The sequence below is a fragment of the Thioalkalivibrio sp. genome, assembly GCF_007692535.1.
Classification (GTDB): Bacteria; Pseudomonadota; Gammaproteobacteria; order Ectothiorhodospirales; family Ectothiorhodospiraceae; genus Thioalkalivibrio.
Genome location: NZ_REBW01000018.1, coordinates 1 through 3,366 on the forward strand (window position 1 = coordinate 1; position 3,366 = coordinate 3,366).

The window sequence follows — 3,366 nt, forward strand, 5'->3', positions numbered from 1 at the left end:
CGATGGGCACGACGCCCAGCACCGGCAGCACCGCGACCGGCATCAGCGCGGTGACCGGAATCGGGGCCGCCTCGGTCACCCACCAGATCGCCATGAACAGGGTCAGCCCCAGCACCAGCCAGGCCTCGGCAGTGAACGCCGGGGGCGGCGAAAGGACCAGAAAGGCCAAGAGAACGACGGGGCCCAGCCAGCGGCCCACCCGGGCCATCAGCATGCCGGAATTCGCGGCGGGACGCGTGGGGCGCGGAGCGTCCGTCACGTTGACATACCGCTCCGGAACCTGGAGCGTACCGGTCGCATGACAATGTCCGCGGCAGGAACCAGTCGGTACACAGGCCCTCCAGTCAGTGTTCTCGCGTTGCCCGGCATGATACGGCATCCTCTGCCTGCGATAGCAGGGCGTATGGGCGCGTTCGCCGGCTGCGCACGGAGAGCAGTGTCATCCCCTGCCAGCAGCGCCCGCCAAAGCTGACCGAATGCGTCGGGAATTGCATCCTGCCAAGGGTATGTCTATCTTTCGTCGGTCCGAAGACAGCTGCAACGCATTCGCAGTCCATCACAATAAGGAGATCGCGCATGGCTCACGAACTTCCGGCACTGCCCTACGAGAAGAACGCACTGGAACCGCACATCTCTGCGGAGACCCTCGAGTTTCACCACGACAAGCATCATGCGACCTACGTGACCAAGCTCAATGGTCTGCTGCCCGGCAGCGAGTTCGAGAACGCCTCGCTGGAAGAGATCGTCGAGAAGGCCCCGGCCGGCGGCATCTTCAACAACGGCGCGCAGGTCTGGAACCACACGTTCTACTTCAACTGCATGTCCCCCAATGGCGGCGGTGAGCCCTCGGGCAAGCTGGCCGACGCGATCAACTCGGCTTTCGGTTCCGTTTCGGCCTTCAAGGAGAAATTCAACGACTCCGCCGTGAACAACTTCGGCTCCGGCTGGACCTGGCTGGTGCAGAACAGTGACGGCTCGCTGGAGATCGTGAACACCTCCAACGCGGCCAACCCGATGCGCGACGGCAAGACGCCGCTGCTGACCGCCGACGTGTGGGAGCACGCCTACTACATCGACTATCGCAACGCCCGGCCCAAGTACCTGGAGGGATTCTGGAACGTGGTCAACTGGGACTTCGTTGCCAGCCAGATGAAATAGTCCGACAATCCAAGCAGCGTGGAGACGCGGTCGGTCCGTGTCTCTCCCCGGGCCGGTGCAGCGTCTTCCGATGTCACCGGCCTTCTTCGTTCGGAGATCCGTGATGGCCGATGCCCTGCAAACCACTTACAACCGCTTGCCGGTCGCCTTCGAGCGCGGCGAAGGCGCGTGGCTGTGGGATACCGAGGGTCGGCGTTATCTGGACGCCCTGTCCGGAATCGCCGTTTGCGGTCTGGGCCACTCGCACCCCAAGGTCGGCTGCGCGATCGCACACCAGGCCTGCACCCTGATCCACACCTCCAACCTGTACCGCATTCCGCTACAGGAGCAGTTGGCCCGCCGCCTCTGCGCGCTGGCCGGCATGGACCAGGCCTTCTTCTGCAACTCCGGAGCCGAAGCCAACGAGGCCGCGATCAAGCTGGCACGCCTGCACGGCCACCGCCGCGGCATCGACCGACCCAAGATCATCGTGATGGAGGGCAGCTTCCACGGGCGCACGCTGGCGACGCTGTCGGCCACCGGCAACGCGAAAATCCAGAAGGGTTTCGAGCCGCTGGTCGAAGGCTTCGTTCGCGTGCCCTTCGGTGACTCGGCCGCGGTGGCCGAGTACCGCAACGACCCCGAAGTGGCAGCGATCCTGGTGGAGCCGATCACCGGCGAGGGCGGCATCCGCATCCCGCGCGATGGTTATCTGAGCGACCTGCGCGGCCTCGCAACCGAGAACGACTGGCTGCTGATGCTGGACGAGATCCAGGCCGGCATCGGCCGCACCGGCCGCTGGTTCGCCTTCCAGCACGAGGAGATCGTGCCGGACGTGCTGAGCCTCGCCAAGGGTCTCGGCAACGGGGTGCCGATCGGGGCCAGCCTGGTCTCCGGGCGCGCCGTGGACCTGTTCACGCCGGGCAGTCATGGCACCACCTTCGGTGGCAATCCCCTTGCCTGCCGCGCCGCCCTGACCGTCCTCGACGTGATGCAGGAAGAGGCCCTGTGCGAACACGCGGAGGAACACGGACAGCAACTGAAGCGCCTGCTCGAGGAACGCCTGGCCCACCGTAGCGAGGTCCTGGAGATTCGTGGCCGGGGGCTGATGCTGGGCGTGGAACTGGACCGCCCGGCCGCTGAACTGGTGCGGAAGGCCCTGGACCGTGGCCTGCTCCTGAATGTCACCGCGGAACGCGTGATCCGCCTGCTGCCGCCCCTGATCATCAACGACGCGCAGATCAACGAGATCGCGAACACCGTGGCCGACATCGTGTTGGAGTTGATCACAAAGGATGAAAAACAAAGGATTACTGCATGACTTTGCGTCATTTTCTTAGCTTTTCCGACCTGACCGGAGCCGAGGTGCGCCGGATCATCCAGCGCGCCATCGAACTCAAGCAGGAGACCCGCAACGGCCTACACCACGATCACATCCTGCGCAACAAGATGCTGGGCATGATCTTCGAGAAGTCCTCGACGCGCACCCGGGTCTCGTTCGAGGTCGGCATGCAACAGCTCGGCGGTCACGCCCTGTTCCTGTCGCCGCGAGACACCCAGTTGGGCCGCGGCGAGCCCATCGAGGACACCGCCCGGGTGCTGTCGCGCATGGTCGACTGCGTGATGATCCGCACCTACGAGCACGAGAAAATCGAACGCTTCGCCCGGTACGCCACGGTGCCCGTGATCAATGGCCTGACCGATCGCGAACACCCGGCGCAGCTGCTCGCCGACCTGCAGACCTACACCGAGCAGCGGGGCGACATCCGGGGCAAGCGCGTCGCCTGGATCGGCGACGGCAACAACATGTGCAACAGCTACATCCACGCCGCGCGCCAGCTCGGCTTCACGCTCGCCGCCGCCTGTCCCGAGGGCTACGATCCCGATCCCGAGATCGGCGCGGCGGCCGGCGCGGCGCTGGAACTGGTCCGCGACCCGCGCCAGGCGGCACGCGACGCCGACCTCGTGGTCACCGATGTCTGGGCCAGCATGGGTCAGGAAGACGAGAAGAGCGCGCGCCGGCAGGCGTTCACCGGCTTCTTCGTCGACGCCGCCCTGATGCGGCTGGCACGGCCCGATGCGCTGTTCATGCACTGCCTGCCCGCGCACCGCGAGGAAGAGGTCAGCACCGAGGTGCTGGAAGGTTCGCAGAGCGTGGTCTGGGAGGAGGCGGAGAACCGCCTGCACGCGCAGAAGGCGCTGGTCGAGTTCCTGCTCCTGCATCCCTGA

Annotated in this window: 3 protein-coding genes and 1 pseudogene; 3 read left to right on the forward strand and 1 reads right to left on the reverse strand. The window is 65.6% G+C overall.

Going from position 1 to position 3,366, the window contains the following annotated elements; genetic code table 11:
- A pseudogene (locus tag EA346_RS00265) lies at window positions 1–214 on the reverse strand (anion permease); the annotation flags it as partial.
- A 362-nt stretch (window positions 215–576) separates the two neighbouring features.
- Between EA346_RS00265 and EA346_RS00270 the strand changes: the two are divergent.
- The 3 genes from EA346_RS00270 (at window position 577) to argF (ending at window position 3,366) form a co-directional block, all read left to right on the forward strand.
- Complete coding sequence (locus EA346_RS00270) at window positions 577–1,158, forward strand: Fe-Mn family superoxide dismutase (protein ID WP_296754157.1); 582 nt, start codon at window positions 577–579, stop codon at window positions 1,156–1,158.
- 103 nt (window positions 1,159–1,261) lie between these two features.
- Complete coding sequence (locus EA346_RS00275; protein ID WP_296754160.1) at window positions 1,262–2,458, forward strand: aspartate aminotransferase family protein; 1,197 nt, start codon at window positions 1,262–1,264, stop codon at window positions 2,456–2,458.
- A complete protein-coding gene (gene argF / locus EA346_RS00280) occupies window positions 2,455–3,366 on the forward strand; it encodes an ornithine carbamoyltransferase (protein WP_296754163.1) in 912 nt (303 codons plus the stop codon). Before EA346_RS00275 ends, argF begins: the two co-directional genes overlap by 4 nt.